Source organism: Monashia sp. HAY1-5C (assembly GCF_056755255.1).
Map to the genome: position 1 here is coordinate 1 of NZ_JBPGXG010000021.1, position 24,066 is coordinate 24,066.

The following is a 24,066-nucleotide window of genomic DNA, read 5'->3' on the forward strand; positions in this document are numbered from 1 at the left end:
CCCCCCCCCCCCCCCCCTCCTAAAACAGAAACCCACACACTAGATGTAGCTCCGTCTCGTGGGCTCGGAGATGTGTATAAGAGACAGGGCCATGCCCGCGAGACCGACTGCGGCCGGCGCCACGGCGGCGCCCGCGGCAGTGGCCGGTAGCAGGGTCGCGGCGGCGGCCACCGAGACCGCGGCGGCGAGCAGGCGGCTCGCGCGACGCGTCCGGGGACGTCGTGGGCCGGCGGCGGGGCCGGACGTGGTGGGGTGGAGGGGCATCGGTCGTCTCCTCGGAAGTCAGGGTCGTCGAACGTCGCTGTCCTTCGTGGAGGGATGCCGTCTCGCCCGAGCGGGGGACAGGTCACGAGACCGGCCGCACAGCAGTGTGCGATGCCGATCGGGAGGATGTGAGCGGTTTCGTCCGAATTGACAGGATTCGCCGCAGCCGCGCGCACGGATGCGCAGAGGACACACCCGTCACACGCGTGTCCACGCCCCGACGGGACGGGCGCCGACGGGCCGGTCAGCCCACCCGGCGCAGGTCCGGCCGCAGGAGGAGGACGACGAGACCCTGGACGACGCCGATGACGCCGAGGACGAGCCAGACGGGCGACAGCCCACCCGAGACGTCGCGGACCAGGCCCATGGCGAGCGGCCCGACCGAGGCGAGGCCGTAGGAGACGAGGAAGGCCATCCCGGTGAGGCGGCCACTGGCGTCCGGCGTCACGGCGTACCGGACGAGCAGGACGAGTGCGAGCGAGAACGCGGCGCCCTGCCCGAGCCCGGTGACGAGGGCCCAGAGCCACGGAGCGGCGAGCGGCGCGAAGGAGACGCCGAGGCTGCCGACCACGCCGAGGACGGCCGACGGCAGGAGCAGCCGGCGCATGTCGCGGGTCCGGTCGCTGAGGAGCGGCCCCACGAGACCGGAGACGATCTGGGCGGCGCTGAACGCGGCGGCGAGGTACCCCGCGGAGGCGCGTGACCATCCCTGCTCGACGTACGTCGGCGCGAGCCACGTGATGGCGGAGTAGAAGCACCACGACTGCAGCGCGAGGTAGAGCGCGACGAGCCACGCGGTGCGGCTGCGCCACGGCAGGCGTCCGGCGCCCTCCTCGCCCGTCGTGTGGTGCGGGTTGGCCCGCCGCGTGAACGGCGCCCACGCGAGCCCGCCGACGAGGGCGACGACCGACCAGGACCCGAGGGAGGCCTGCCACGAGCCGAGCCGGTCGGCCAGCGGCACCGACAGCGCCGAGCTCACCGCGGCGCCGCCCATCATGGCGAGCATGTAGAGGCCGGTCACCAGCCCGACCCGTTCGGGCGGGAAGAACGTCTTGACGAGCCGCGGCAGGAGGGTGCCGGCGACCGCGATGCCGACCCCGGCGAGGAAGGTGCCGGCGTACAGCACGACGCCGTGGTCGCCGGCGAGGCGGCTCACCGTGCCGACGAGGATGCTCCCCACCGCGGCCAGGACAGCGGCCACGGCGCCGAGCCGGTGGGCCAGCCGGCTCGCGACGGGCGCGAACACGCCCATGCACAGGACGGGCAGCGTCGTCAGCGCACCGGCGGCCGCGTGCGACAGGTGCAGGTCGGCCGAGATGCTGTCGAGCAGGGGCGGAACGCTGGTGATGGCGATGCGCAGGTTCGCGGCGACGGCGACGAGCGCGACGGCCATGACCCAGACGGGTGGAAGGGGACGGATGGCGGTGCGGGCGGTGCGGGCGCTCATCCCGTCGTGCCGTGCAGCGCGTGCGGCCGCGTCTCGATCCGGTCCATGCCTCAGAGACTAGAGGTGTCGATGACGAGGTCCGCGCGCTCCCTCGTGCGGTCCGACGCGAAGAGCGCCGCCTCCTGCCGGGCCCAGCGCTCCCAGTGCGGCTCGTACGCGTCGCCGTCGCGGGCCAGGCCCCGGGCGCGGCGCAGGTCCCGGTCGGCGTCGAGGAAGACCGCGACGGCCACGAACGGCCGCGCCGGTCCGACGCTGCTGCCGCAGCCCTCGACGACGAGGACCCGGCATGGCGCCACCTCGCGGGTGCCCGCCCACGTCTGCCGGACCCAGCTCCAGCGTCGGTACGCCGCGGGCTCACCGCGCGACAGCGGGGCGAGGACCTGCTCGGCCAGCAGGCCCGGCGCCGCGGCCAGGCCGTCCCAACCGGGGTAGATCTCGTCCAGGTGCAGGAGCCCGACGCCGGTGACGCCGGCGGCGGTCAGGGCGTCGCGGATGCCGCGGGCCAGCGTCGTCTTGCCCGCGCCGCTGTGCCCGTCGACGGCCACGACGACGGTGTCGCCGCAGCGCGGCGCTGCCGCGAGCGTGCGGGAGACGACGGCCTCCACGTCCTCGGGGCGCGGCGGCGTCGCGACGTCGTCCCACATGGCGGCGACGATACCGACCGCCGGCGGCGCACCCGCCTGCCCTAGCCTTGGCGCATGCCCGTCGCCACCCGCGTCATCGCCTGTCTCGACGTCGACGCCGGGCGCGTCGTCAAGGGTGTCAACTTCGAGAACCTCCGCGACGCCGGCGACCCCGTGGAGCTGGCGAAGGTCTACGACGCCCAGGGCGTCGACGAGCTGACCTTCCTCGACGTCACGGCGAGCAGCGGCAACCGCGAGACCACCTACGACGTCGTCCGGCGCACGGCCGAGCAGGTCTTCATCCCGCTCACGGTGGGTGGGGGTGTGCGCGCCGTCGACGACGTCGACCGGCTGCTGCGGGCCGGGGCGGACAAGGTCGGGGTCAACACCGCCGCCATCGCCCGACCCGAGCTCATCTCCGAGATCGCCTGGCGCTTCGGCGCGCAGGTGCTCGTCCTGTCGGCCGACGTCCGGCGCCGGCTCGGTGACGACGGCCGACCCACCGACGACTTCGTCATGACGACCCACGGCGGCCGCACCCCGGTCGACCTCGACGCCGTCGAGTGGTGCGCCCGGGCCGCCGAGCTCGGCGCCGGCGAGATCCTCCTCAACTCGATGGACGCCGACGGCACCAAGGACGGCTTCGACCTCGAGCTGATCCGTCGCGTCCGCGCCGAGGTCTCCGTGCCGGTCATCGCGAGCGGGGGAGCCGGCCGCCTCGAGCACTTCGCACCCGCCGTCCGGGCCGGCGCCGACGCCGTCCTCGCCGCGAGCGTCTTCCACTTCGGCGAGCTGACCGTGGGCCAGGTCAAGGACGCCCTCCGCGAGGCCGGGGTCACCGTCCGGTAGCGGCGTGCGCGGGGATCCCGTGCGGTCGGGTGCTCGTCAGGCGATGCCGAGGTGGGCGCCCTGCAGGGCGGCGATGTCGTCGGCGTCCCCCGAGGCCTCGACCTGGGCGACGTCCTGGCGGCCGTAGGCGAACAGGAGCAGCTCGAGCGGCGCGCCGCGCAGGACGACGGTGCCGTGCGCGTCGGGGAGCTTGGCGGAGTGCCGGCCGCGGCCCGGCGCGACGAGCACGATGCCGGTCGGTGCCTTGCGGAACATCAGGCGCGCGGTGCGGCGCAGCGCGCCCCAGAGCGCGGCCTCGAGGTCGGCGGACAGCTCGCGCGGCGCCCAGTCCAGCTGGGCGCGGCGCACGTCCTCGTGGTGCACGACGTACTCGACGGTGTTCGTCAGCTCGTCGACCACGCCGAGATGCATCGGGTTCCAGGCCGGTGCACCGGCCCGCACCCGGGCGACGAGGCCGGGGTAGTCGCCGTCGGCCAGGGCGCGCTGCTCGCGCTGGAGGCGGTCGGCCAGGAACGGCACGTAGACGCCGGCCTGCAGGTCCGGGCGGTGCTCGCGGATGACGAGGTGCGCCGCGAGGTCGCGGGTGGCCCAGCCCTCGCACAGGGTGGGTGCGTCCGGGCCGAGCCGGTCGAGCGTGTCACAGAGCTGGAGCCGTTCGGTCCGGGCGTGGCGCGTCATGGCGCCCATCCTCTCAGGCGCGACGCGTCGGCAAACCCGGTGGCCCCCGGCACGACGGTCTGCCTAGGGTCGTCTGGTGATCGAGCTCGTGCGCCCCACCACCGACCTCGCCGCCTCGTGGTGGGAGCTCGTCGACGCCTTCGAGGGCGAGACCGTCCACGGCTCCGGCTACCGGCACACCGACCGCGCGCGGCTCGCCGAGCCCGCCGTGTTCGCCCTGTGGGTCGACTGGCTCGGCCGCATGGAGCGCACCGACCTCGCGCTGCCCGAGGGACGCGTCGCGTCGTCCTACCGCTGGGTCGTCGAGGACGGGCGGGTCGTCGGGACCGTCGCGCTGCGGCACGCACTCACCCCGGCGCTGCTCGTCGAGGGCGGGCACATCGGGTACGCCGTCGCGCCCTTCGCGCGGCGACGCGGCATCGCCACGGCGGCGCTGCGGCTCGCGCTCGCGATGGCCGCCGCCCGGGGGATCGACCCGGTCCTCGTCACGTGCGACGACGACAACGTCGGGTCCGCGCGCACCGTCGAGTCGTGCGGCGGCTACCTCGAGCAGACCGTCGACGGGCACCGCCGCTACTGGGTGGCCACCGGTGCCCCCGCGGACCCGATCGGGCCCGACCCTCTCGAGACCCGGTGGGCGCGCCTGGTCCCCGTGACGCGGGAGGACGCCGACGCCATGCGACGCGGCGAGCGCCGGCCGACGTGGGCGCCCGGCTACCCGCGTCAGGACGACCTCGACGCCGTCGGCATGCTCGACCGGCCCGACGCGTGGTCGCCGCGCCACGTCGTGCGCCGGTCGGACGGCCTGACGGTCGGCACGATCGGCTGCTTCGGCCCGCCCGTCGACGGTGTCGTCGAGGTCGGCTACGGCCTCGTCCCCGAAGCCCGCGGCGGCGGGCTCATGACCGACGTGCTGGGCACGATGTGCCGTGCGCTCGACGCCGCGGGGCTCGCCGTCGTCGCGCGCACCGCGCCCGACAACGCCGCGAGCCACCGCGTCCTCGCCCGCCTCGGCTTCCGCCGCACCCCCGCCGACGGCACGGCCGCCGACGCCGAGTGGCTGTGGACGCGTCCTCGAACCGGCGTCGTCACCGATGCGTGAGAAGGTGGGAAGTCGGCGGGCCGCCGTGCCGGGGCGGCCACGACCAGCCGGCAGCAGCGGCCCGACCGGCCACACCGGCCACACCGGCCCGACGACAGGGGAGCGCCACACCGTGAACGGCCCATCGACCCCGCGTGCTCGCGGCGGCACCTCCACCCTGCGCGAGGGGTTCGGCGTCATCGGCCGCGGCATCAGGGACCAACCCCGGTGGTTCGCCCTCGCGGTCCTCGGCAGCGTCGTGTACGGCGTCATGACCGGCCTCACCGCGTGGGCCATCGGCTGGGTCGTCGACCACTCGGTCACGCCCGCCATCGCGGCCCGGCAGGTCACCGCCGCGCAGCTGTGGACCATCGGCGGCGTCCTCGCCCTCGTCGTCCTCGTCAACGTCGTCGGTGTCATCGGCCGCCGCCTCGCCGGCGGCATCGCCATGTTCAACCTCGGGGCGATGTACAGGCAGCGGGTCACCCGGCAGTACCTGCGGCTGCCCCTCGCCTGGCACCACCGGCACCCGTCCGGGCAGCTGCTCTCCAACGCCAACGCCGACGTCGAGGCGACGTGGAACATCTTCGCTCCGCTGCCGATGGCACTCGGCGTCGTCGTCATGCTGGTGTTCGGCATCGTCCAGATGACCGTCATCGACCCGTGGCTCGCGCTCGTCGGACTCACCGTGTTCCCCATGCTCTTCGCGGCCAACGTCGCGTTCCAGCGAGCGATGTCGCCGCGCGTCACCCGGGCGCAGCAGCTGCGCGCGGACGTGTCGGAGGTGGCCCACGAGAGCTTCGAGGCCGCGCTCGTCGTCAAGTCGCTCGGCCGCGAGGACCACGAGGCCGAGCGGTTCGCGGCCGTCACGCACGAGCTGCGCGACGCCAACGTCGAGGTCGGGCGTACCCGCGGGCGCTTCGACCCGGCCATCGAGGCGATCCCGACCCTCGGGACGCTCGCCGTGCTGCTCGTCGGCACGCTGCGCGTCCGCAGCGGCTACCTGTCCGCCGCCCAGGTCGTGCAGATCGCCTACCTCTTCTCGATCCTCGCCTTCCCGGTGCGAGCGCTCGGCTGGGTCCTGGCCGAGCTGCCGCGAGCCGTCGTCGGGTGGCGTCGCATCGAGGCGGTGCTCGAGGCCACGGGCGGCATGACCTACGGCACCCGCGAGCTACCGAAGGGCCGTTCGAGCCACCTGCAGGCCGACGGCCTCGCCTACGCCTACGAGATCGAGACCGAGGACGGCGGCACCGACCTCAACCCGGCCGTCGTCGACGTCACCCTCGACCTCGCGCCCGGCTCGACCGTCGCCGTCGTCGGACCGACGGGCAGCGGCAAGACGACGCTGACCAACCTCGTCCTGCGCCTCGTCGACCCCGACAGCGGAGCCGTCCTGCTCGACGGCGTCGACCTGCGCGAGGTGCGCAAGGGCGGCGTCAGCGACGTCGCCGCCCTCGTCGCCCAGCAGACCTTCATGTTCGACGACTCCGTCCGCGGCAACGTCACTCTCGGCGGCGACCACGACGACGAGGCGGTCTGGCACGCCCTCAACGTGGCCCAGGGCGCGGGCTTCGTCGAGCGGCTGCCCGACGCCCTCGACACGCGGGTCGGCGAGCGCGGTGCCAGCTTGTCCGGCGGTCAGCGCCAGCGGATCGCCTTGGCCCGTGCGGTGGTCCGCGAGCCGCAGCTGCTGGTCCTCGACGACGCGACGTCCGCCGTCGACCCCAGTGTCGAGCAGGCCATCCTGGCGCGGCTCCGCGAGGCCAGCTCGGGAACGACCGTCCTCGTCGTGGCCTACCGGATGGCCACGATCCTGCTCGCGGACCAGGTCGTCTACGTCGAGGCCGGGCGCGTCGTCGACCACGGCCGCCACGACGAGCTGATGCGTCGGTGCGCCGGGTACGAGCGGCTCGTCACGGCCTACGCCCGCGAGGCGGCCGAACGCGCGGCGCTCGCCGCCGAGGCGGGCGGTGAGGACCTCGACGAGTACGACCTCGACGGGTACGACCTCGAGGACGCCGAGCGGCCCGACGGACGCGGCGACGAGCGGGAGGCGGTCCGATGAGCCTCCGTTCGCAGGCGCCGGTGGAGCACCACGGCATCGCGACGGGTCACGAGCTGACCACCGGCGAGACCCTCCGGCGGGGGCTCCAGCTGTCGCCCGAGCTGCGACGCGGCATCGGGGTCACCATGGCGCTCGCCGTGCTGTCGACCGTCGGACGCGTCCTCGTGCCGTTCGTCGTCCAGCGCATCACCGACGACGGCATCCTGGCCCGTGGCGGGCCCGACACCGGCGTCGTCGGCTTCTGGATCGCGGTCGCGCTCGTCGGCGTCGTCGTCACGGCCCTGTCGGCCTATCTCGTCAACGTCCGGCTCTTCCGGGCCTCCGAAGGCGGCCTGGCCACCTTGCGGCTCAAGGCCTTCCGCCACATCCACGACCTCGCGATGCTGACGCAGAACACTGAGCGCCGCGGTTCTCTGGTCTCGCGGGTGACGAGCGACGTCGACACCATCTCGATGTTCGTGCAGTTCGGCGGCCTCATGCTCATGGTCAACGTCGCGCAGATCTCGCTCGCGACCGTGCTCATGGTCGTCTACAGCCCCCTGCTCGCCCTCGTCGTGTGGCTGTGCTTCGTGCCCCTGTTCGTCATCATCCGCACCTTCCAGGGCATCGTCGGACGCGCCTACACGCGGGTGCGTGAACGCGTCGGCGACATGCTCGGCGCCGTCTCGGAGGCCGTCGTCGGCGCGCAGGCGATCCGCGCGTACGGCGTCGAGGCGCGCACCGAGGCGCGCATCGACGCCGCCATCGAGGGGCACCGCAGGGCTGCCATCGGAGCGCAGGCACGGGCGGTCATCGCCTTCACCTCGGGCCAACTCGTCTCGGGGCTGACGACCGCGGTCGTCCTCGTCGTCGGCACCGTCCTCGCGGTCGACGGGCGCCTCACCCTCGGCGAGCTGCTCGCGTTCCTCTTCCTCGTCAACCTCTTCACGATGCCGGTGCAGCAGGCCACCGAGATCCTCAACGAGATGCAGAACGCCGTGGCCGGCTGGCGCCGCGTCATCGGCATCATCGACACGCCGGCCGACGTGTCCGACCCCGCCGACGACGGCGTCGAGCTGCCCCGAGGCCCCATCACCGTGCAGTTCAGCGGCGTCGGGTTCGCCTATCCGGGAGGCGAACCCGTGCTCCACGACGTCGACCTGACCATCGCCCCGCGCAGCCGCGTCGCCATCGTCGGGGAGACCGGGTCGGGCAAGTCGACGCTCGCCAAGCTGCTGACGCGCCTCATGGACCCGACCGACGGCCGGGTGCTGCTCGACGGCACCGAGCTGCACCGCATCCGCTTCTCGTCGCTGCGGTCGCGAGTCGTCCTCGTGCCGCAGGAGGGGTTCCTCTTCGACGGCACGCTCCTCGACAACATCCGGTTCGGCCGGCCGGAGGCCACGCCGGAGCAGGTGCGCGAGACCCTCGCCGAGCTCGGTCTCGACGGCTGGGTCGAGACGCTACCGCTGGGCCTGGCCACCGACGTCGGCCAGCGCGGCGAGTCCCTGTCGGCGGGGGAGCGGCAGCTCGTCGCGCTCGCGCGCGCCTACCTGGCCGACCCCGACCTTCTCGTCCTCGACGAGGCCACCTCGGCCGTCGACCCGCACACCGAGGTGCGGCTCCAGCGGGCGCTCGACTCGCTGACGCGCGGCCGCACCTCGATCGCCATCGCGCACCGGCTCTCGACCGCCGAGAACGCCGACGAGGTCGTCGTCGTCGACGCCGGCCGCATCGTCGAGCGCGGCCACCACAGCGAGCTGGTCACCCTCGGCGGCGTCTACAGCCGGCTGCACGCCTCCTGGGTCGCCCAACAACAAGCCGTCTGACCCCGGCTTCCCGGACCGAACGAGTCGTTCGGTCTCGAACTGCCCGGTGCACCACCGCTTTCGAGACCGAACGACTCGTTCGGTGCCGAGGGCGGCGGTAAGTCCCGAACTGACCGGTGCACCACCGCTTTCGAGACCGAACGACTCGTTCGGTGCCGAGGGCGGCGGTGGGTGCCGAGCTGGCCGGTGCACCACCGCGTTCGAGACCGAACGACTCGTTCGGTGCCGGGGGAGCCAGAATGTCGGGGTGATGGACGCGACCGACCCGACCACCGACCCGACCACCGACGTGACCCCTGACCCGACGCAGCTCGACCCGACGATCGCCGCGCTGCTCAAGCGTGACGAGCGCGGCCTCGTCGCGGCGGTGGTGCAGCAGCACGACACCCGCGACGTGCTCATGGTCGGCTGGATGGACGACGAGGCCCTGCGGCGCACCCTGACCGAGGGCCGGGTCACGTTCTGGTCGCGCAGCCGTCGGGAGTACTGGCGCAAGGGCGACACGAGCGGCCACGTCCAGTGGGTCAAGGGCGTGCGGCTCGACTGCGACGGCGACGCGCTCCTCGTCACGGTCGACCAGGTCGGCGCCGCCTGCCACACCGGTGACCGCACGTGCTTCGACGCCCGGGTGCTGCCCGTCGTCGTCGGCGACGCCTGACCTGCCGGACGGCGTCCGCTGGGTGAGGTGCGGGACGAGGACCGCAGGCCGTGGGCCAGAATGGGCCGGTGCCTGACACGACCGCCCCGCTCGCGCCCGCCCCGCACGCCGACCTCGCGTGGGGCCGCACGTGGCCGAGCCTGCCGGTCTTCACCGAGCTGGCCCTCGAGCACCGCCGGGTCATCCCCGTCGTGCGCCGGGTCCTCGCCGACGCCGAGACCCCCGTCGGCGTCTACCGCAAGCTCGCGGCCGACGCCCCGGGCACCTTCCTGCTCGAGTCGGCCGAGCACGGCGGTGTCTGGTCGCGCTACTCCATCGTCGGCGCGCGGAGCGCCGCGACGCTGACCGAGCACGGGGGACAGGCGCACTGGATCGGCGAGCCGCCCGTCGGCGTGCCGACGTCGGGCGACCCCACCGCCGCCGTCCGCGACACGGTCGCGGCCCTGGCCACGCCGCGCATCCCCGGGCTGCCCCCGCTGACCGGAGGCCTCGTCGGCGCCGTCACCTACGACGCCGTGCGCCGGTGGGAGGCCGTGCCCGACGGCGGCCGCGACGAGCTCGACCTGCCCGAGCTCGCCATGATGCTCGCCACCGACCTCGCCGTCTTCGACCACAGCGACGGCTCCCTGCTGCTCGTGGCCAACGCGGTCAACCACGACGCCACGGACGAGCGGATCGAGGAGGCCTGGGCCGACGCGGTCGCCCGGCTCGACCGGATGGCCGAGCTGCTCGCGCAGCCCGCGCCGAGCACCGTCTCGACGATCGAGCCGGTCGACCTCGTCCGCTCGAGCAGTCACAGCCAGCCGCAGTTCGAGGCGATGGTCGAGGAGGCCAAGGAGGCGATCCGGGCCGGTGAGGCCTTCCAGATCGTCGTGTCGCAGCGGTTCAGCGTGCCGTGCCCGGCCGACGCCCTCGACGTGTACCGGGCGCTGCGCGTCAGCAACCCGAGCCCCTACATGTACCTGCTGCGCCTGCCGCACCCGGACGGGTCGGTCTACGACGTCGTCGGGTCCAGCCCCGAGGCCCTCATCAAGGTCACCGGCCGCCAGGCGATCACGCACCCCATCGCGGGGTCGCGCCCCCGTGGCAAGGGGCCGGACCACGACGCCCACCTGGCCGAGGAGCTGCTGGCGGATGCCAAGGAGCGGGCCGAGCACCTCATGCTCGTCGACCTCGCCCGAAACGACCTCCAACGCATCTGCCGGGCCGGCACGGTCGACACCGTCGACTTCATGTCGATCCGCCGCTACAGCCACATCATGCACATCGAGTCCACCGTCGTCGGCGACCTGCGCGAGGACCAGAGCGCCTACGACGCCCTCGTCGCGACGTTCCCGGCCGGGACGCTCAGCGGGGCGCCGAAGCCGCGGGCCATGGCCCTCATCGACGGCTACGAGGGCCTGCGCCGCGGCCTCTACGGCGGGGTCGTCGGCTACCTCGACTTCGCCGGCGACCTCGACATGGCCATCGCCATCCGCACCGCCCTCATCAAGGACGGCCGCGCGCACGTGCAGGCCGGCGCGGGGATCGTCGCGGACTCGGTTCCCCACCTCGAGTACGAGGAGACGGTGAACAAGGCGGCGGCCGCCCTGCGTGCCGTCGCCGCGGCGGCGGGTCTGCGAGGTGTCGGCGACGACGCCCCCGACCGGCACCCCGACCACCGACCCGACGCGCGTCCGGCCGACGCGGCAGGGCACCCATGACGCTGTCGAAGCGGCTCGCCGCGCTCGCCGTCCTCGGGCCGGCAGGGGCCCTGGCCGGCCTCTCCACCCTGCCCTGGGCCCGCGGCGAGGCCCGCGACGTCCTGGCCCACGGCGTCACCGAGGTCACGGGCGCCCAGGCCGCGCCCGGCATCCCGGGCCTCGCCGTCGTGTGCGCCGTCGCGCTCCTCGGCCTCATGACCGGTGGCCGCCTCATCCGGGCCGTCGCATCGGTCGCCATGGTCCTGGCCTCGCTCGGCGCAGCGCTCTTCACCGTGCTCGTCGCACTCCGCCCGGTCGATGCCGTGGCTGGGGCGGTCGCCCGCGAGCTGGCACGTACGACGGCGCCCGACGCCACCGGGTCGACGACGCCGTGGGCCTGGGTCGCGCTCGTCGTCGCGGTGGCCCTGGTCCTGGGGTGCGCCGCCACCGCGGTCTCGAGCCGCGCCTGGGCGGGCCTCTCGGGTCGCTACGAGCGTGGCGGACGCGCCGACAGCGGCCCCCGGGGCGAGGTGCGCACGGCCTGGGACGAGCTCACGGACGGCGGCGACCCCACGCTGCGCGACCGTCCCGACGAGACCTGACCGAGGACCCGCCCGAAGACCTGACAGAATGTCGGGGTCGGCCCACCGGACCCCGGCCGACGCGACGAGAGAGGACGCCATGGAAGAGCAGCACGAGGACCACGGACACAGCGTCGCCGCGTGGACGGCGGTCGGCATCATCCTGCTCGGCTCGGCCATCACGTCGGTCGGCATCGTCGTGTCGAACGTGCCGGTCAGCGTCGTCGGTGGGGTCGTCATCGTGCTCGGCGCGGTCGCCGGCAAGGTCCTGTCCATGGCCGGCTACGGCGCCTCGTCGCACCACGCGCAGGCCGGCACGTTCGTCGACGCGCCCGACGAGGTCGGCAGCAAGACCCGCGGCCAGAGCTGAGCACCGTGGCGACGGTTCTCGACGGGATCATCAGCGGCGTCCGCGAGGATCTCGGGCGTCGCCGTGCCGCGACGCCCCTCGCCGAGCTCGAGCGCCGGGTGGCCGACGTCGCGCCGGCCCTCGACCCGCTGCCCGGCCTCCGTTCCGCCCGTGGCGTCGCGGTCATCGCCGAGGTCAAGCGGTCGAGCCCGAGCAAGGGCGCGCTCGCGCAGATCCCCGAGCCGGGGCGTATCGCCTCGGCCTACGCCGCCGGCGGGGCGGCAGCCATCAGCGTCCTCACCGAGGAGCGTCGCTTCGGCGGCACCCTCGCCGACCTCGACGACGTACGCCGGGCCGTGCGGGCCCCCTTGCTGCGCAAGGACTTCATGGTCGACGCCTACCAGGTGACCGAGGCCCGCGCCCACGGCGCGGACCTCGTCCTGCTCATCGTGGCGGCCCTCGACGACGCGCAGTTGCGCGACCTCGGCGACCAGGCCACCGAGCTCGGCATGACCTGCCTCGTCGAGGTGCACGACGCCGACGAGCTCGAGCGCGCGCTCGCCGCCGACGCGGTCCTCGTCGGCGTCAACGCCCGCAACCTCAAGACGCTCGAGGTCGACCGACGCACGGTGACCGACCTCCTGCCGCGCATCCCGACCGGGGTGCTCGCCGTCGCCGAGTCCGGCGTCGCGGGCCCCGCGGACGTCGCGGCCTACGTCCGCGCCGGAGCCGACGCCGTGCTCGTCGGCGAGGCGCTCGTCAAGGACGGCGACCCCGCGGCCGCCGTCCGTTCGTTCATGGACGCGGCCGCGGCCGCGCGCACCGCCGGCGCGCCCGCCGCCCGCGCCGGCGTCAGGGAGAGGGCATGACCGCAGCACCCGCACCAGCACCCGCACCCCAGCCGGGCGCACCGCACGGCCGCTTCGGCGAGTTCGGCGGGCGATACGTCCCCGAGGCGCTGATCCCGGCGCTGGAGCAGCTCGAGGAGGTGTGGCGCAAGGCCGTCGTCGACCCCGAGTTCGTCGGTGAGCTCGAGCGGCTGCACCGCACCTACACGGGTCGACCGAGCATCGTCACCGAGGTGCCGCGGTTCGCCGAGCAGTGCGGTGGCGCCCGGGTCATCCTCAAGCGCGAGGATCTCAACCACACCGGTTCGCACAAGATCAACAACGTGCTCGGCCAGGCGCTGCTGACCAGGCGCATGGGCAAGACGCGTGTCATCGCCGAGACCGGCGCCGGCCAGCACGGTGTCGCAACGGCCACGGCGGCGGCCCTGCTCGGCCTGGAGTGCGTCGTGTACATGGGCCGCAAGGACACCGAACGCCAGGCGCTCAACGTCGCCCGGATGCAGCTGCTCGGGGCCACCGTCGTGGCCGTCGACCACGGCAGCAAGACGCTCAAGGACGCCGTCAACGAGGCCTTCCGCGACTGGGTGACCAACGTCGAGACGACGCACTACGTCCTCGGCACGGTCACCGGTCCGCACCCCTTCCCCGAGATGGTCCGCGACTTCCACCGCATCATCGGCGTCGAGGCCCGCCAACAGGTCCTCGACCTCGTCGGGCGCCTGCCCGACGTCGTGTGCGCGTGCGTCGGCGGCGGCTCGAACGCCATGGGCATCTTCCACCGGTTCATCGACGACGCGTCCGTCCGTCTCGTCGGCCTCGAGGCCGGCGGCTCCGGCATCGCGTCGGGCAAGCACGCGGCGCGGTTCTCGGCCGGCACGCCCGGCGTCCTGCACGGCGCCTTCACCTACGTGCTGCAGGACGACGACGGCCAGACCATCGAGTCGCACAGCGTCTCGGCGGGCCTCGACTACCCGAGCGTCGGCCCCGAGCACGCGCACCTGCTGCGCTCCGGCCGCGCCGAGTACCGACCGATCACCGATGACGAGGCCATGGAGGCCTTCCGGCTGCTCGCGCAGACCGAGGGCATCCTGCCGGCCATCGAGAGCTCGCACGCCCTCGCGGGTGCGATGCAGCTCGGCCGTGAGCTCGGCCCCGACGCCGTCGTCCTCGTCAACCTGTCCGGCCGGGGCGACAAGGACGTCCACACGGCGGCGGCGTGGTTCGGCCTCATCGGCGACGAGGGACAGACCGTCATCACCGACGCCGCCGCCGACGTCGCCGCCACGTACGACGACGGAGCCAAGGGCATGGGGGAGCAGCTGTGAGCGTCGGACCCGTCCTGCAGGCCTGCCGCGACGAGGGCCGGGCCGCCCTCGTCGGGTACCTCCCCGTGGGGTTCCCGTCCGTCGAGGGCTCGGTCGAGGCGATGCGTGTCCTCGTCGAGAACGGCGTCGACGTCGTCGAGGTGGGCGTGCCCTACAGCGATCCGGTCATGGACGGGCCGGTCATCCAGGATGCCGCCGTCCGGGCCCTCGCGGCCGGCGTCCGCCTCAAGGACGTCTTCACCGCGGTCCGCGGGGTCAGCGACGCCGGGGCGCAGGCCCTCGTCATGACCTACTGGAACCCGGTGCTGCACTACGGCGTCGACCGGTTCGCCGCCGACCTCTCTGCCGCCGGTGGGGCGGGCCTCATCACGCCCGACCTCATCCCGGACGAGGCGTCCGAGTGGCTCGCGGCGGCCGATGCCCTGGACCTCGACAAGGTCTTCCTCGTCGCGCCCAGCTCGACGCCCGAGCGCCTCGCGTACGTCACGTCCGCGTGCAGGGGGTTCGTCTACGCCACCGCGGTCATGGGCGTCACCGGTGCCCGGTCCTCGGTCGGCGCGCAGGCCGACGCGCTCGTCTCGCGGACCCGCGAGCACACCGACCTGCCGGTCTGCGTCGGTCTCGGCGTGTCCACGGGGGAGCAGGCCGCGGAGGTCGGACGCTTCGCCGACGGCGTCATCGTCGGCTCGGCGCTCGTGCGCTGCCTGACCGAGGCCACCTCGCCGGAGGCGGGCCTCGAGGCCCTCGGTGCCCTGGCGCGCGAGCTCGCCGACGGCGTCCGGGCGGGTCGGCGATGAGCATGCTCGCCTCCCTGCCCGCCTACATCCCCTCGCCCACCGTGGGGGTGTGGCACCTCGGGCCGCTGCCGATCCGCGGCTACGCCATGTGCATCCTCGCGGGCATCGTCGTGGCCGTGTGGCTGACCTCCCGGCGCCTCACGGCCCTCGGGTACAGGCGGGGCGTGGCCATCGACATCTCCGCGTGGGCCGTGCCCTTCGGCATCGTCGGCGGCCGCATCTACCACCTCATCACGACGCCGCAGCCCTACTTCGGACCCGGCGGCCACCCGTGGAAGGCCTTCGCGATCTACGAGGGCGGCCTGGGCATCTGGGGTGCCGTCGCCCTCGGCGCGCTCGGCGCGTGGATCGGCGCCCGGCACCACGACGTCAGCTTCCGCCACTTCGTGGACGCCGCGGCACCCGGGCTCGCGATCGCCCAGGCCATGGGCCGGTTCGGCAACTGGTTCAACAACGAGATCTACGGCGCGCCCACGGACGTGCCGTGGAAGCTGAAGATCTACGACTGGGACACGAGCGCGGGGCACGCGGTGCTCGACTCCGCGGGGCAGCCGGTCGTCAAGGGCTTCTTCCACCCGACGTTCCTCTACGAGGCCATCTGGTGCCTCGTCCTCGCGGCCTTCCTGCTCTGGCTGGGTCGCCGGCGCAGCCTGCGGGCCGGGCAGACGTTCGCCGCCTACGTCATGGGCTACCCCGTGGGCCGCATCGTCATCGAGAACATGCGCACCGACGAGGCCAACCACATCCTCGGCCAGCGGGTCAACACCTGGGTCTCGATCCTCGTGTTCCTCCTCGGCCTCACGCTGTGGTTCCGGCTCCGCGGCATGGCCGAGCCCGGGACGCCGCGCCCGGACGACGCGGACGACGCGGACGACGCGGACGACGCGAGCGGCGCCCCTGGTGCCCCCGGTGACTCCGGTGCCTCCGGTGACGTGGACGTCACACCGGCGGAGGTCGGCGACGGCGCGTCCGAAGATCCTGCGGCAGCGGCCTCCCGCGACCGGGCAAACCACGCCACCGGCGGGTCGGCCCCGAAGGAGCGCGCGTCGGGCGGCTGACGCCCGGTTCGTCCCCCGGGCACGCGCCGTCCACGCACGGCGTCTCACCATCCGAAATCTCGTGTATCAACAGGTAGGACGGCGGGCGGCTCCGATAGCCTCTCCCCACACAGCCTGTGGCCAGCGCCGTCCACACGCTTTCGTCATGCGTTGCGGCCCTCCCACGCCGCTCCTTGGTACTCGAGAAGGACGGTGAACATGTCGCCGCACACCCGTACCCGGAACCTCTTCAGCGCCCAGCCTGAGGACTCCGGTCTCTACCGCCGCGAGTTCGAGCACGACGCCTGTGGCGTCGCCCTCATCGCGACGATGCGCGGGAGCGCCGGGCACGACATCGTCGAGCACGCGCTGACGGCGCTGCGCAACCTGGACCACCGCGGCGCCACGGGCGCCGACCCGCTCGTCGGCGACGGCGCCGGCGTCCTGACGCAGGTCCCCGACGCGTTCTTCCGTGCCGTGCTGCCGTTCACGCTGCCCAACGCGGGTGCCTATGCCGCCGGCATCGCCTTCCTGCCGCGCGACCCCGACGAGCGGGCGGCCGCCAAGGCACGCATCGAGGGGATCGCCGCGCAGGAGAACCTCAAGGTGCTCGGCTGGCGCGACGTCCCCGTCGAGGCCGACCTCGTCGGCCAGGTCGCCCGCGACTGCATGCCGCACTTCGAGCAGCTGTTCGTCAGCAGCTCCATGGGCCGCCAGGTCGCGCTGGGCCTGGACCGGCTCGCGTTCTGCCTGCGCAAGCGTGCCGAGCGGGAGGTCGACGTCTACTTCGCGTCGCTGTCGGCCCGGACCATCGTCTACAAGGGCATGCTGACGACCGGCCAGCTCGAGCCGTTCTTCCCCGACCTGTCCGACCCGCGCTTCGCCACCGAGCTCGCGCTGGTGCACTCGCGGTTCTCGACGAACACGTTCCCGTCGTGGCCGCTCGCGCACCCGTACCGCCTCATCGCGCACAACGGTGAGATCAACACCGTCAAGGGCAACCGCAACTGGATGCGCGCCCGCGAGAGCCTCCTGACGAGCGACATCATCCCCGGCGACCTCGAGCGGCTCTTCCCGATCTGCACGCCCGACGCGTCGGACTCCGCGAGCTTCGACGAGGTCCTCGAGCTGCTCCACCTCGGCGGCCGCTCCCTGCCGCACGCCGTCCTCATGATGATCCCGGAGGCCTGGGAGAACCACGAGACGATGGACCCGGCGCGCCGGGCCTTCTACGAGTTCCACTCGAGCTTCATGGAGCCGTGGGACGGACCGGCGAACGTGTGCTTCACCGACGGGACGCTCGTCGGTGCGGTGCTCGACCGCAACGGCCTGCGCCCGGGGCGCTACGCCGTCACCGACGACGGTCTCGTCGTCCTCGCCTCGGAGACCGGCGTCCTCGACCTCGACCCGGCCCACGTCGTCCAGCGCGGACGCCTCCAGCCGGGCAAGATGTTCCTCGTCGACACCGAGCACGGACGCATCGTCGGCGACGACGAGATCAAGTCCCAGCTGGCCGCCGCGAAGCCGTACGCCGAGTGGCTGCACGCCGGCCTCATCCGCCTGGAGGACCTGCCCGAGCGCGAGCACATCGTGCACACGGCGGCGTCGGTGGCCCGGCGGCAGCAGACCTTCGGCTACACGGCCGAGGAGCTGCGCCTGCTGCTCGCGCCCATGGCGCGCACCGGTGCCGAGGCGCTCGGCTCGATGGGCACCGACACCCCGATCGCGGTCCTGTCCTCGCGGCCACGGCTGCTCTTCGACTACTTCACCCAGCTGTTCGCCCAGGTGACCAACCCGCCGCTCGATGCCATCCGCGAGGAGCTCGTCACCTCGCTCGGCACGTTCATGGGTCCCGAGGGCAACGCCCTGTCGGCCTCGCCGGCGCACGCCCGCCAGCTCGTCCTCGAGTTCCCGGTCATCGACAACGACGAGCTGGCCAAGATCGTGCACATCAACGCCGACGGCGACCTGCCCGGCTACGCGACGCACGTCGTGCGCGGCCTCTACGACGTGACCGGTGGCGCGGGTGCCATGCGCGACCGCCTCGAGGAGATCTTCGCCGAGGTGTCGCACGCCATCGCCCGAGGCGCGCGCTTCGTCGTGCTGTCGGACCGCGACTCCGGCCGCGACCTCGCGCCGATCCCGTCCCTGCTGCTCACGGCCGCCGTGCACCACCACCTCATCCGCGAGAAGACCCGCACCCAGGTGGGCCTGCTCGTCGAGGCCGGTGACGTCCGCGAGGTGCACCACGTCGCGCTGCTCATCGGCTACGGCGCCGCGGCCGTCAACCCCTACCTCGCCATGGAGACCGTCGAGGACCTCGTCCGCTCGCGCCAGATCGAGGGCGTCACCCCCGAGAAGGCCGTCAGGAACCTCATCAAGGCCCTCGGCAAGGGTGTCCTCAAGGTCATGTCGAAGATGGGGATCTCGACCGTCGCGTCCTACCGCGGCGCGCAGGTGTTCGAGGCCATCGGCCTGTCGCAGGACCTCGTCGACCGGTACTTCACCGGCACCGTGAGCCAGCTCGGCGGCGTCGGCCTCGACGTCATCGCCCGCGAGGCGGCCGAGCGCCACGCCACGGCCTACCCGCCGGACGGCGTCCACCAGCCGCACCGCGTCCTCGACGTCGGCGGCGAGTACCAGTGGCGCCGCGAGGGCGAGCCGCACCTGTTCGACCCCGACACCGTGTTCCGCCTCCAGCACTCGACGCGCCAGCGTCGCTACGACGTCTTCAAGCAGTACACGAACCGCGTCGACGACCAGACGACGCGCCTCATGACGCTGCGTGGCCTCATGGGCTTCAAGCCGACCGGCGTCACCGGCCGGCTGCCCGTGCCGATCGAGGAGGTCGAGCCGGTCAGCGAGATCGTCAAGCGGTTCAACACCGGCGCCATGAGCTACGGCTCGATCTCCCAGGAGGCGCACGAGACCCTCGCGGTCGCGATGAACCGCCTCGGCGGCCGGTCGAACACGGGGGAGGGCGGCGAGGACTACGAGCGCCTCCTCGACCCCGAGCGCCGCTCGGCCGTCAAGCAGGTCGCCTCCGGACGCTTCGGCGTCACGAGCCTCTACCTGACGCACTCCGACGACATCCAGATCAAGATGGCCCAGGGCGCCAAGCCCGGCGAGGGCGGCCAGCTGCCCGGTCACAAGGTGTACCCGTGGGTCGCGCAGACCCGGCACTCGACGCCCGGCGTCGGGCTCATCTCACCGCCGCCGCACCACGACATCTACTCGATCGAGGACCTGGCCCAGCTGATCCACGACCTCAAGAACGCCAACCCCGCCGCACGGGTGCACGTGAAGCTGGTCTCCGAGGTCGGAGTCGGGACCGTTGCCGCGGGCGTCTCGAAGGCGCACGCCGACGTCGTGCTCATCTCCGGCCACGACGGCGGTACGGGTGCCTCGCCGCTCACGTCGCTCAAGCACGCCGGGGCGCCGTGGGAGCTCGGGCTCGCCGAGGCCCAGCAGACGCTCGTGCTCAACGGCCTGCGGGACCGCATCGTCGTGCAGGTGGACGGCCAGCTGAAGACGGGCCGCGACGTCGTCGTCGCCGCACTGCTCGGTGCCGAGGAGTTCGGCTTCGCCACCGCCCCGCTCGTCGTGTCCGGCTGCGTCATGATGCGCGTCTGCCACCTCGACACGTGCCCCGTCGGCATCGCCACCCAGAACCCCGAGCTGCGGGCGCGCTTCACCGGCAAGCCGGAGTTCGTCGAGACGTTCTTCGAGTACATCGCCGAGGAGGTGCGCGAGCACCTCGCCGCGCTCGGGTTCCGGTCGATCGAGGAGGCCGTCGGCCAGGTCGGCAGCCTCGACATCGAGAAGGCCGTCGCGCACTGGAAGGCGTCGGGCCTCGACCTCACGCCGATCCTCAGCGTCGCCGACAACCCGACCGGTGGCACGCTGCACCAGTCGACGGCGCAGGACCACGGTCTCGACAAGGCGCTCGACAACGAGCTGGTGAGCCGGGCCCTGCCGGCCATCGAGAGCGGTGAGCAGGTCCGCTCGTCGATCGCGGTCCGCAACGTCAACCGCACCGTCGGCACCATGCTCGGCCACCACGTGACCAAGGCGCACCCCAAGGGGCTGCCGGACAACACCATCGAGCTGACCATGACCGGATCGGGCGGGCAGTCCTTCGGGGCCTTCCTGCCGGCCGGCGTCACGATGCAGCTGTTCGGGGACGCCAACGACTACGTCGGCAAGGGCCTGTCCGGTGGCCGCGTCGTCGTCCGCCCCGACACGCAGGCCCGCCTCGTCGCCGAGGAGAACGTCATCGCCGGCAACGTCATCGCCTACGGCGCGACGACCGGCGAGCTGTTCCTGCGCGGTGTCGTCGGCGAGCGCTTCTGCGTCCGCAACTCCGGGGCCCACGCCGTCGTCGAGGGCGTCGGCGACCACGGCTGCGAGTACATGACCGGCGGCGTCGCCGTCGTCCTCGGGGCCACGGGCCGCAACTTCGCGGCGGGCATGTCCGGCGGGGTCGCGTACGTCCTCGACCTCGACCCGCGACTCGTCAACGGCGAGCTCGTCGACCTGTTCCCGCTGCGCCCGGACGACGAGACGACGCTCCGAGGCCTCCTCGAGGGGCACGTGCGGTGGACCGGCTCGCCGGTCGCGCAGGCCCTGCTCGACGACTGGGCGACCGCCCGCGAGCGCTTCACGCTCGTCCTTCCCCGCGACTACCAGCGTGTCCTCGACGTCCGCACGCAGGCCGAGGCCGAGGGCCTCGACCCCGACGGCGCCGACGTGTGGGACCGGATCATGGAGGCTTCCCGTGGCTGACCCCCAGGGCTTTCTCAAGACGCGCGAGCGCGAGCTGCCGACCCGCCGCCCGGTCCCGGTCCGCATCCGGGACTGGAAGGAGGTCTACGAGGAGCAGGAGCGAAGCCAGCTCCAGCGGCAGGCCGGCCGGTGCATGGACTGCGGCATCCCGTTCTGCCACTCCGGCTGCCCGCTCGGCAACCTCATCCCGGAGTGGAACACGCTCGCGTGGCGAGGTGACTGGTCCGATGCCATCGAGCGCCTCCACGCCACGAACAACTTCCCCGAGTTCACCGGACGGCTGTGCCCGGCGCCGTGCGAGACGGCCTGCGTCCTCGGCATCAACCAGCCGGCCGTGACCATCAAGCAGGTCGAGGTCACGACCATCGAGCAGGCCTTCGACAGCGGTCTCGTGCGGCCGCTGCCGCCCGAGCGGCTCTCCGGCAAGACCGTCGCCGTCATCGGCTCGGGCCCTGCGGGTCTCGCCGCCGCCCAGCAGCTGACCCGGGCCGGCCACACGGTCGCCGTCTTCGAGCGCGCCGACAAGCCCGGCGGCCTGCTGCGCTACGGCATCCCCGAGTTCAAGATGGAGAAGTCGGTCCTCGACCGCCGGCTCGCGCAGATGGAGGCCGAGGGCACCCGCTTCCGCAACGGCGTCGACGTCGGCACCGACATCACGGGCCAGCAGCTGCGGGACCGGTACGACGCGGTGGTCCTCGCCCTCGGCGCGACGGTCCCGCGCGACCTGTCGGTGCCCGGGCGCGAGCTCGGCGGCATCCACCAGGCGATGGACTACCTCCCGCAGGGCAACCGGGCGGCACTCGGCGAGGACGTGCCCGACCAGATCCTCGCCACCGGCAAGCACGTCGTCGTCATCGGCGGCGGCGACACCGGCGCCGACTGCATCGGCACGGCGCACCGCCAGGGGGCTGCGTCGGTCACGAGCCTCGAGATCATGCCCCAGCCCGGTGAGGACCGCCCCGCGAACCAGCCCTGGCCGACCTACCCGATGCTCTACCGCGTCGCCAGCGCGCACGAGGAGGGCGGCGAGCGGATCTACGCCGTCAGCACGACCGAGTTCGTCGGCGACGACGACGGCAACGTCGCCGCGCTGCGCCTCACCGAGGTCGAGCTCGTCGACGGCAGGCTGACCCCGAAGCCGGGGACCGAGCGCGAGATCCCGGCCCAGCTGGTCCTGTTCGCCATGGGCTTCCTCGGCCCGGAGGGGCCCGGTGTCGTCGAGCAGCTCGGCGTCGACCTCGACGAGCGCAGCAACGTCCGGCGCGACAAGACCTTCATGAGCTCGGTGCCGGGGGTCTTCGTCGCCGGTGACGCCGGGCGCGGCCAGTCCCTCATCGTCTGGGCCATCGCGGAGGGTCGCGCGGCCGCCGCAGGCGTCGACGCGTGGCTCACCGGGTCGTCCTCGTTGCCGCGTCCGATCGGCCCCGACGACCGGCCGCTGGCCGTCTGAGCCGTCCGTCCCACCCGACACCGAGGGGGTTCGTCCACGGGGCGAACCCCCTTGGTGACTCAGGTCACAGCCCCCCTAAGGTTGCCCCATGCGCCGCGCCAAGATCGTCTGCACGATCGGACCCAAGACCTCCTCGCCCCAGCAGCTGCGCGCCCTCGTGGACGCCGGCATGGACGTGGCCCGCCTCAACCTCTCGCACGGCGACCACTCCGTGCACGAGCAGGTGTACCGCGACGTCCGCGCGGCGAGCGACGAGTCCGGCCGCGCCGTCGGCATCCTCGTCGACCTGCAGGGTCCGAAGATCCGCACCGGCCGTTTCGGCGAGGGGCCCGTCGCCCTGAGCGTCGGCCAGCGCTTCACCATCACGACGCGTGACGTCGTCGGCGACGAGTCCATCGTCGGCACGACGTACAAGGGCCTGCCCGGTGACGTGCAGCCCGGGGACCTCATGCTCATCGACGACGGCAAGGTCATGCTGCGTGCCGTGGACGTCAGCGACACCGACGTCCTCGCCGAGACGGTCGTGCCGGGCGAGGTGAGCAACAACAAGGGCATCAACCTGCCGGGTGTCGCCGTCAGCGTCCCGGCCCTGTCGGAGAAGGACCGCGAGGACCTGCGGTTCGCGATGCGCCTGGGCGTCGACCTCATCGCCCTGTCGTTCGTCCGGTCGGCCGACGACATCGCCGACGTCCACGCGATCATGGACGAGTTCGGGTACCGCCTGCCCGTCATCGCCAAGATCGAGAAGCCGCAGGCCGTCGAGAACCTCGAGGCGATCGTCCGGGCGTTCGACGGCATCATGGTCGCCCGTGGTGACCTCGGCGTCGAGATGCCGCTCGAGGACGTCCCGATCGTGCAGAAGACCGCGATCGAGCTGGCCCGGCGCGAGGCCAAGCCGGTCATCGTCGCGACGCAGGTGCTCGAGTCGATGATCGAGAACCCCCGCCCGACGCGCGCCGAGGCCTCCGACGCCGCCAACGCGGTCCTCGACGGTGCCGACGCGCTCATGCTCTCGGGCGAGACGTCGGTGGGCGCCTGGCCCATCGAGGCCGTGCGGACCATGGCCCGGATCATCGAGTCCACCGAGGAGCACGGCTACGACAAGATCGCGCGGATGAAGACCAACCCCAAGACCGTCGGGGGAGCCGTCACCAAGGCCGCGGTCGAGATCGGCGAGGTCGTCGACGCGAGGTTCCTCATCACCTTCAGCGAGACCGGCGGGTCGGCCAAGCGGATGGCACGACTGCGCCCGCGCCTGCCGATGCTGACCTTCACCTCCGAGCAGCGGGTCCGCTCGCAGCTCGCCCTCGTCTGGGGCATCGAGACCTACCTCGTGCCGCGGATGCATCACACCGACCAGTTCGCGATGCAGGTCGACCTCAAGCTCATCCCGGAGGGGCGTGTCCCCGAGGGCGACCACGTCGTCATCGTCGCCGGGTCGCCCCCCGGCATCCCCGGCTCGACGAACGCGCTGCGGGTCCACCGCGTCGGTGACGCCGTCCACCGTCGGGCGCCCGCGTACCGCCCGGAGGAGGTCACCGGCTGAGCCGGTCCGTCGACGCACCCGAGGGCCGGTGCCCGCCATGGCGGACACCGGCCCTCGACCGTCCGCCGGTATGCTGGCCCGGCACTCCGGCCGGGGTGGTGGAATGGCAGACACGGGGCACTCAAAATGCTCTGGCCGCAAGGCCGTGCGGGTTCGAGTCCCGCCCTCGGCACCGCACGACGGGCACGTCTCG

The 24,066-nt window shown here is 73.1% G+C and carries 19 protein-coding genes and 1 tRNA gene; 16 read left to right on the forward strand and 4 right to left on the reverse strand.

Annotated features, from left to right (window positions below; translation table 11 throughout):
• Window positions 1-39 precede the first annotated feature (39 nt).
• From ACR9ZK_RS05225 to ACR9ZK_RS05235, 3 genes are all read right to left on the reverse strand, one after another.
• Complete coding sequence (locus ACR9ZK_RS05225) at window positions 40-264, reverse strand: hypothetical protein (RefSeq protein WP_481340824.1); 225 nt, start codon at window positions 262-264, stop codon at window positions 40-42.
• A 244-nt stretch (window positions 265-508) separates the two neighbouring features.
• The gene (locus ACR9ZK_RS05230) at window positions 509-1,711 is read right to left on the reverse strand and encodes an MFS transporter (protein ID WP_481340825.1); all 1,203 of its coding nucleotides are present in this window, start codon (window positions 1,709-1,711) and stop codon (window positions 509-511) included.
• A 50-nt stretch (window positions 1,712-1,761) separates the two neighbouring features.
• Window positions 1,762-2,355: a uridine kinase family protein gene (locus tag ACR9ZK_RS05235; RefSeq protein WP_481340826.1), complete on the reverse strand. Its 594-nt coding sequence runs from the start codon at window positions 2,353-2,355 to the stop codon at window positions 1,762-1,764.
• Window positions 2,356-2,409: 54 nt separating this feature from the next.
• On the opposite strand from ACR9ZK_RS05235, the gene hisF reads away from it, so the two are divergent.
• Window positions 2,410-3,183, forward strand: a complete 774-nt coding sequence (hisF, locus tag ACR9ZK_RS05240; protein WP_481340827.1) for an imidazole glycerol phosphate synthase subunit HisF — start codon at window positions 2,410-2,412, stop codon at window positions 3,181-3,183.
• Window positions 3,184-3,219: 36 nt separating this feature from the next.
• Here hisF and ACR9ZK_RS05245 read toward each other — a convergent pair whose 3' ends face one another.
• Complete coding sequence (locus ACR9ZK_RS05245; protein WP_481340828.1) at window positions 3,220-3,861, reverse strand: TIGR03085 family metal-binding protein; 642 nt, start codon at window positions 3,859-3,861, stop codon at window positions 3,220-3,222.
• 76 nt (window positions 3,862-3,937) lie between these two features.
• Between ACR9ZK_RS05245 and ACR9ZK_RS05250 the strand changes: the two genes are divergently transcribed.
• From ACR9ZK_RS05250 to ACR9ZK_RS05320, 15 genes are all read left to right on the forward strand, one after another.
• Window positions 3,938-4,963, forward strand: coding sequence for a GNAT family N-acetyltransferase (locus ACR9ZK_RS05250; protein WP_481340829.1), 1,026 nt, complete (start codon window positions 3,938-3,940; stop codon window positions 4,961-4,963).
• Between the two features lie 112 nt (window positions 4,964-5,075).
• Window positions 5,076-7,007 carry an ABC transporter ATP-binding protein gene (locus ACR9ZK_RS05255; protein ID WP_481340830.1) on the forward strand — a complete coding sequence of 644 codons (1,932 nt, stop codon included), beginning with the start codon at window positions 5,076-5,078 and terminating at the stop codon, window positions 7,005-7,007.
• Window positions 7,004-8,815: an ABC transporter ATP-binding protein gene (locus tag ACR9ZK_RS05260; RefSeq protein ID WP_481340831.1), complete on the forward strand. Its 1,812-nt coding sequence runs from the start codon at window positions 7,004-7,006 to the stop codon at window positions 8,813-8,815. The genes ACR9ZK_RS05255 and ACR9ZK_RS05260 overlap by 4 nt, the downstream gene beginning before the upstream one ends.
• 250 nt (window positions 8,816-9,065) lie before the next feature.
• Window positions 9,066-9,473: a phosphoribosyl-AMP cyclohydrolase gene (gene hisI, locus ACR9ZK_RS05265; protein WP_481340855.1), complete on the forward strand. Its 408-nt coding sequence runs from the start codon at window positions 9,066-9,068 to the stop codon at window positions 9,471-9,473.
• A gap of 68 nt (window positions 9,474-9,541) precedes the next feature.
• A complete protein-coding gene (locus ACR9ZK_RS05270) occupies window positions 9,542-11,176 on the forward strand; it encodes an anthranilate synthase component I (protein WP_481340832.1) in 1,635 nt (544 codons plus the stop codon).
• Window positions 11,173-11,757, forward strand: a complete 585-nt coding sequence (locus tag ACR9ZK_RS05275) for a Trp biosynthesis-associated membrane protein (protein WP_481340833.1) — start codon at window positions 11,173-11,175, stop codon at window positions 11,755-11,757. Before ACR9ZK_RS05270 ends, ACR9ZK_RS05275 begins: the two co-directional genes overlap by 4 nt.
• 79 nt (window positions 11,758-11,836) lie before the next feature.
• A complete protein-coding gene (locus tag ACR9ZK_RS05280) occupies window positions 11,837-12,106 on the forward strand; it encodes an HGxxPAAW family protein (protein ID WP_481340834.1) in 270 nt (89 codons plus the stop codon).
• 5 nt (window positions 12,107-12,111) lie between these two features.
• Window positions 12,112-12,954 (forward strand): indole-3-glycerol phosphate synthase TrpC, encoded by an 843-nt coding sequence (trpC, locus tag ACR9ZK_RS05285; protein WP_481340835.1) that lies wholly within the window; start codon window positions 12,112-12,114, stop codon window positions 12,952-12,954.
• Window positions 12,951-14,258 (forward strand): tryptophan synthase subunit beta, encoded by a 1,308-nt coding sequence (trpB, locus tag ACR9ZK_RS05290; protein ID WP_481340836.1) that lies wholly within the window; start codon window positions 12,951-12,953, stop codon window positions 14,256-14,258. Before trpC ends, trpB begins: the two co-directional genes overlap by 4 nt.
• Complete coding sequence (gene trpA / locus ACR9ZK_RS05295; RefSeq protein WP_481340837.1) at window positions 14,255-15,055, forward strand: tryptophan synthase subunit alpha; 801 nt, start codon at window positions 14,255-14,257, stop codon at window positions 15,053-15,055. The genes trpB and trpA overlap by 4 nt, the downstream gene beginning before the upstream one ends.
• Complete coding sequence (lgt, locus tag ACR9ZK_RS05300) at window positions 15,052-16,113, forward strand: prolipoprotein diacylglyceryl transferase (protein WP_481340838.1); 1,062 nt, start codon at window positions 15,052-15,054, stop codon at window positions 16,111-16,113. Before trpA ends, lgt begins: the two co-directional genes overlap by 4 nt.
• 198 nt (window positions 16,114-16,311) lie before the next feature.
• Window positions 16,312-20,877: a glutamate synthase large subunit gene (gltB, locus tag ACR9ZK_RS05305; protein WP_481340839.1), complete on the forward strand. Its 4,566-nt coding sequence runs from the start codon at window positions 16,312-16,314 to the stop codon at window positions 20,875-20,877.
• Window positions 20,870-22,327, forward strand: a complete 1,458-nt coding sequence (locus tag ACR9ZK_RS05310) for a glutamate synthase subunit beta (RefSeq protein ID WP_481340840.1) — start codon at window positions 20,870-20,872, stop codon at window positions 22,325-22,327. The genes gltB and ACR9ZK_RS05310 overlap by 8 nt, the downstream gene beginning before the upstream one ends.
• A gap of 88 nt (window positions 22,328-22,415) precedes the next feature.
• The gene (gene pyk / locus ACR9ZK_RS05315; RefSeq protein WP_481340841.1) at window positions 22,416-23,873 is read left to right on the forward strand and encodes a pyruvate kinase; all 1,458 of its coding nucleotides are present in this window, start codon (window positions 22,416-22,418) and stop codon (window positions 23,871-23,873) included.
• An 89-nt stretch (window positions 23,874-23,962) separates the two neighbouring features.
• A tRNA-Leu gene (locus ACR9ZK_RS05320) sits at window positions 23,963-24,045 on the forward strand.
• The last annotated feature ends 21 nt before the right edge of the window (window positions 24,046-24,066 follow it).